Below are 5189 nucleotides of genomic sequence, written 5' to 3'. Positions count from 1 at the left end.
ATTAAGCCGGAATACAACCATTCATTCATCAATCCAATCAAATATTGAACTGATTACGGCCGATCGTTACCTTTGGCGTTTTTATGCGGAAGGAGACGGCGCGGATCTTTTTTTGTCGACTTTGGCCCGCGTCATGGGATTGTCAACACAAACGGAGTTGACAGGTTCGCGTTCTATATCGCCGGATATTAAAGAAGTGTTGATCCGCGTCATGCCCAAAGGTGTTTCCCGAAAAGATTTTCCGATTGAACTGGAAGGCAGAACCATCTGCGAAGCGGGGCCGATGACCTCGCAACGCAAGATGGGGCTGGCAATGATCCGGGCTGCCGGGGTCGTGGCCCGTGGCTGTGAACGCAACGGCGGATTGCTGGTTCACGGGGCCCTGGTGGAAAAGAACGGTACGGGCGTGATCCTGGCGGGTCCCGGCGGCGTGGGCAAAAGTACGGCCGCCGGGCGCTTGCCTGCCCCCTGGCGCGCATTGAGTGATGACATGTGTTTGATCGTTAAAGGAAGGGACGGCGGGTATTGGGCGCATGCCTGGCCCACTTTGAGCCGCCTGCGCCTGGGGGATCTGCAGGGAGCGTGGGACGTTTCCCAAGCAGTGCCTGTGGCCTTGATATGCATGTTATCTCAATATGAGAAGGATCAATTGGAATTCCTCTCGCATAACCAGGCGGTGAGTGAACTGGTGGATGTGAGCGGTCAGACCCTGGTGTACGCGACTGGGGGTATGGATGACGATGTTGTCCGTGAGGTGAATCTTGCGCGGTTTCACAGCGCCGTGGAGGTGGCCAAGGTACTGCCGGTTTATCGTTTGCGGATCAGTTTGAACGGCCGGTTCTGGGAGGAGCTAGATGAGCTTCTCTCGGCGAATGGCTAGCGGCGAGGGGCGAGAGCAGGAGCACTGAGTCGAAAGTATAAAAAATCTGGTCATTGGGTAACCAGGAGCACTTGTCATTTGCTTGCTTTGCGAGCGTCATTGGGGACCTAAATCCGAAATCCCAAATTCTAAATCCCAAACAAATCCCAATGATCCAAATTCAAATGAACCAAACAAAAGCGTGCTTGTCATTCAGATACCCTGTCATTCGATACACTTGTCATCTATTCGCTTCGCTCATGTCATTAGCTTGCTTCGCAAGCGTCATTGAACCGGGGGATGGCCAGGGGCTGAGAGTCCTTGTAGGGGGTCTCGGGAGAGAAAGTAGGGGAATCCTGGGAGAGCTTGTAGAGGCGCTCAGGAGTATTCGTAGGAGGATCTTCTGGGAGTATCAGTAGGAGGACCAGGAAGTTCTCGTAGGGTTTTTACTTTTCACTTTTATCTTTTCACTTTAGTTTTCCCCTTCACGCGCGGGTCAATCGCCGTTATAATAGCCGAATGAATGTTACCCGGAACGAGTGCCCCGTACTTTCGCTTTCATCAAGGGCGACCGCTGATCTGATGGAAGCCGTAATCGAGCGGGGAGTTCCTTTTCGGTTCCGGGCCGCGGGAAAGAGTATGGCTCCATCAATCCGCGATGGAGACGTGGTCATGATTTCACCATTGTTGCGGGGTGAACCGCGGGTTGGGCAGGTGGTTGCCTGCCGTCTTCCCGGTCCCGGTCGCCTGGTGGTTCACCGCGTGACGCGGCGGCACAAAGGAAGCTTCCTCATCAAGGGCGACCGGGTGGGGGTGGCGGACGGCCAAGTGATGGACGAGCATATCCTGGGGGTGGTGACCGCGCTTGAGCGTGACGGTCGTCGCTGCTTCTGGCCCTGGCAGGGAAAGGGCGGAAGGCTGGCTTTCCTGGTTCTGGGAAAACTGCAATTGAAGCGGTTGCTATTCGCGTTGTGGCGACGCGTGAAAGGGTTAGTGAGCGCCGGAGGGAATACCAATGCAGCCGGGTAAAGCCGGTCCACGCGGAATGCGTGAGCGCATCCGCATCGCCCTGCGCCTGGACAAGGCCATCAAGCTGGTGTGGCGCATCGCTCCGGGACTGACCCTGGCTAACGGCGCACTGGTGATCCTGCAAGGGCTTTTTCCCCTGGTCCAGCTCTTTTTAATCAAGCAGATTGTGGATTCCGTGGGTGCCGGGATCGGCGCGGCGGACAAAGCCGCCGCGTTCAAAGGCGCCTTGCTCTGGATCGTGTTGATGGGGGTGTTCGCGCTTCTGCAGGCGCTGGTGCACTCGGTGGCTTCGCTGGCGTCGGAGGCCCAGGGCTTGAAGGTTACGGACGCGGTCTCGGACATGATTCACAAAAAGTCGATGGAAGCGGACCTGGCCTATTACGAGAACGCGCAGTATTTTGAAACCATGCACCGCGCCCAGGGCGCGGGCGCCAGCCGGCCGTTGCAGATCGTGAACGGCCTGATCCAGATGTCACGCAGCCTGGTGTCCTTGGCGGGCATCCTGGCGTTGCTGTTCGCCTTTAACTGGTGGATCGGCCTGGTGCTATTAGTAGCGGCTTTGCCCAATACCTTTGTGAGGCTGCGCTTTTCCCAGCGCATGTTTGATTTTCAGGTGGAGCACACCCGCATGGAACGCCGCGCCTGGTACTATCATTTCATGTTGACGGGCCAGCCCTTTGCCAAGGAGATGCGCCTGTTGCAACTGGGAGAAGAGATCCGCGGCCGTTTCCAGAAATTGCGCAAGGTAATCCGTAAAAACCGCCTGGCCCTGTTCCGTTCCAGAGCCAAGTATGAACTTATGGCGCGCGGGACCTCGGCAATCGCCATGTTTGCCGCAGTCGGTTACATTGCCTGGAGTACCGTGGGCGGTGCCATTTCGGTGGGCGCCCTGGTCATGTACTACCAGGGATTTCAGCGCGGTATCGGGTATTTGCAATCCGTTCTTGGCGGGCTGGTGGGCTTGTATGAAAACAACCTTTTTCTGACCCAGTTCCATGAGTTCATGGATCTGGAACCCGAAATCAACCTGCCTGAATCCCCCCGTGTGACGCCCACACCCATCCGCCGGGGCCTGCGCCTAAAAAAAGTCACCTTCACTTATCCGGCCGGCAACAAACCGGTGATTCGCGACCTGGATTTTCGCATGGATGCGGGTGAAGTGGTGGCGTTGGTGGGTGCCAACGGCTGTGGCAAAACCACCCTGGTTAAACTGTTGTGTCGATTATACGACCCGGATGATGGCCGCATCACGGTGGACGGAATCGATTTGCGCGACGTGGATCCCCGGGAGTGGCGCCGCAAGGTGGGAGTGACTTTCCAGGATTACATTCAGTATCACATGACGTTGGAGGAAAACATCCGCCTGGGGAATATCGGTGCGGACAGCGGCATGGATACCGTGAAAGCCGCCGCGCGCAAGGCCGGCGCCGACGTACTGGCGGCCAAGCTGGCCCGCGGCTACGCGTCGCCCCTGGGCAAGTGGTTCGAGGAGGGGGAAGAACTGAGCACCGGGGAGTGGCAGAAGGTGGCGCTGGCGCGTACTTTTTTCCGGGACGCGGAGATCGTGATTCTGGATGAACCTTCTTCGGCCCTGGACCCGGAAGCGGAGGCGGAACTGTTTTCCCACTTCCGCAAGGTGATGCGGGGCAAGACCGCGCTCCTGATCAGCCACCGTTATTCCACGGTGCGCATGGCCGACCGCATCTGCGTACTGGACGACGGTCACATTATCGAGGAGGGCAGCCACGCCGAGCTCATGGCGCGCAAGGGCCGCTATTATCACCTCTATTGCCTGCAGGCAAGGAATTATCAAGAGGAGGGCTAGAGGCCAGGGGCAAGGGGCAAGAGGCGAGAGGCGAAGGGACTGTCACCGTATCTCAAATTCGAAATCCCAAATTCTAAATCCCAAACAAATTCCAATGTTCCAAATTCAAATGTTCAAAATTCGAAACGAAAGCAATACCAGTCATTAGGATAAGCTTGTCATTTACTCGCTACGCTCGCGTCATTAAGTCATTTGCTCGCTTTGCGAGCGTCATTTTAGAAAGTTGGAAAGTTGGAGAGGCAAGAAGTTGAAAAGGTGGCAGGAGGCAGGAAGAAACGGGCGAGGGGCCAAGGGCAAGAGGCTAGAGGCGAAGGCGCTCAGTCGAAAGTTGAAAGTCTAAAGTCTAAAGTAAAAGCCCTACAAGAACTTCCTGATCCTCCTACCGATACTCCCAGGAGATCCTCCTACGAATGCTCCCGAGTACTCCTACAAGTTCTCCCAGAAGACCTTCCTACGCATGCTCCCGAGTGCCCCTACAAGCTCTCCCAGAAGACCTTCCTACGCATCTCCCAAGTACTCCTGCCCATTGCCCATCGCCTCTCGCCAATGGCCGGGGCGGTTCGCGAACCGCCCCTACCTTATTATCTTGATCAGTTGGCCGGGAGAGAGTTGGGTGCCGGTTTTCATCAGGTTCAGGAGCAGGACCTCTTTGTGGAGTTTCTGGGGTATGTTGTGTTGGGAGAGGAAACGGCCCATGGTGGTGGCGGCGCCTACTTTAACCACTTCCACGTGTACGGGTCTGCGGTTGAGGTGTTGGGGATCGTTGAGGTTGCGGAAGGTGCGAATCGGCGTCAAGATGCTCGGGTCGTGGGATTGGAAAACATTGCGCTGGGTCAGGCCGATAAAGGTGTAGACCATGCCGTTTTTCTGGATGCAGGACATGCGGCCGCGCATGGGCACGCTGGTGTTGTCTTGGGTGACGGCGCTGTCAAAGATGATGTGGTGGGCGGAGAGGGAATTGACGGCGTGACTGCCCTGGTCGAGGATCTGGGGGTTCTGCAGGGCCTGTTGCAGGCGCGAACGGGCGTAATCGTCCAGAGCTGACTGGGCTTTTTCCACGCGCAGCAGGATCACGGCGTTGCCGTTGGCTTCAGCCAGGGCGACCTGGGCGGGTGTGTTCTGCACTTTCCAGCCCTGGGGGATATTGAAAGCGAATTTCATCTGCGGGTGATAGAAGGCGTTGCCCTGGACGTATCCATGCCGGGGATTGTTGCCGTACACCAGGCCGTCCACTTTCTGCAGGTAATCGTTGCGCGCGACTTTCAGGTTTTCATCTCCGGGTTGCAGCATTTCCTTGACTTCTTCGATGCGGCGTGTGGTCAAGGGATGGGTGGAAAGGAAATTGGGGATGCTGGAGCCGCCGTGGTCGGCGGTCAACTGCTGCAGCGAATTAAAGAACGTAACCATGGCGCCCGGCAGGTAGCGGCTGCCGCGGGCGTATTGAATGCCCAGGGAGTCGGCCTGGTATTCGTCGCT

Annotated in this window: 4 protein-coding genes; 3 read left to right on the top strand and 1 reads right to left on the bottom strand. The window is 56.9% G+C overall.

Translation table 11 applies throughout. From position 1 onward, the window contains the following. The 3 genes from scmC to ENN40_11210 form a co-directional block, all read left to right on the top strand. Positions 1 to 880: SynChlorMet cassette protein ScmC (gene scmC, locus ENN40_11220; protein HDP95912.1), on the top strand; the 880-nt coding region annotated here is incomplete at its 5' end. 498 nt (positions 881 to 1378) lie between these two features. After that, positions 1379 to 1888, top strand: coding sequence for a hypothetical protein (locus ENN40_11215; GenBank protein ID HDP95911.1), 510 nt, complete (start codon positions 1379 to 1381; stop codon positions 1886 to 1888). Continuing rightward, on the top strand, positions 1875 to 3713 hold the full coding sequence (locus tag ENN40_11210; GenBank protein ID HDP95910.1) for an ABC transporter ATP-binding protein: 1839 nt from the start codon (positions 1875 to 1877) through the stop codon (positions 3711 to 3713). The genes ENN40_11215 and ENN40_11210 overlap by 14 nt, the downstream gene beginning before the upstream one ends. Before the next feature lie 573 nt (positions 3714 to 4286). Here the strand turns inward: ENN40_11210 and ENN40_11205 are convergent. Then, positions 4287 to 5189, bottom strand: a 903-nt coding sequence (locus tag ENN40_11205) for a hypothetical protein (protein HDP95909.1), incomplete at its 5' end; no start/stop codon positions are given.

The organism is Candidatus Aminicenantes bacterium, from assembly GCA_011049425.1.
Classification (GTDB): domain Bacteria; phylum Acidobacteriota; class Aminicenantia; order UBA2199; family UBA2199; genus UBA876.
The sequence above is the reverse complement of the archived record's forward strand: the minus strand, read 5'-3'. Positions and strand labels throughout refer to the sequence as shown.

What these genes read in the sequence shown, in the direction of transcription:
- ENN40_11210 (HDP95910.1), top strand. Translation starts at nt 1,875, where the DNA reads ATGCAGCCGGGTAAAGCCGGTCCACGCGGAATGCGTGAGCGCATCCGC.
- ENN40_11215 (HDP95911.1), top strand. Translation starts at nt 1,379, where the DNA reads ATGAATGTTACCCGGAACGAGTGCCCCGTACTTTCGCTTTCATCAAGG.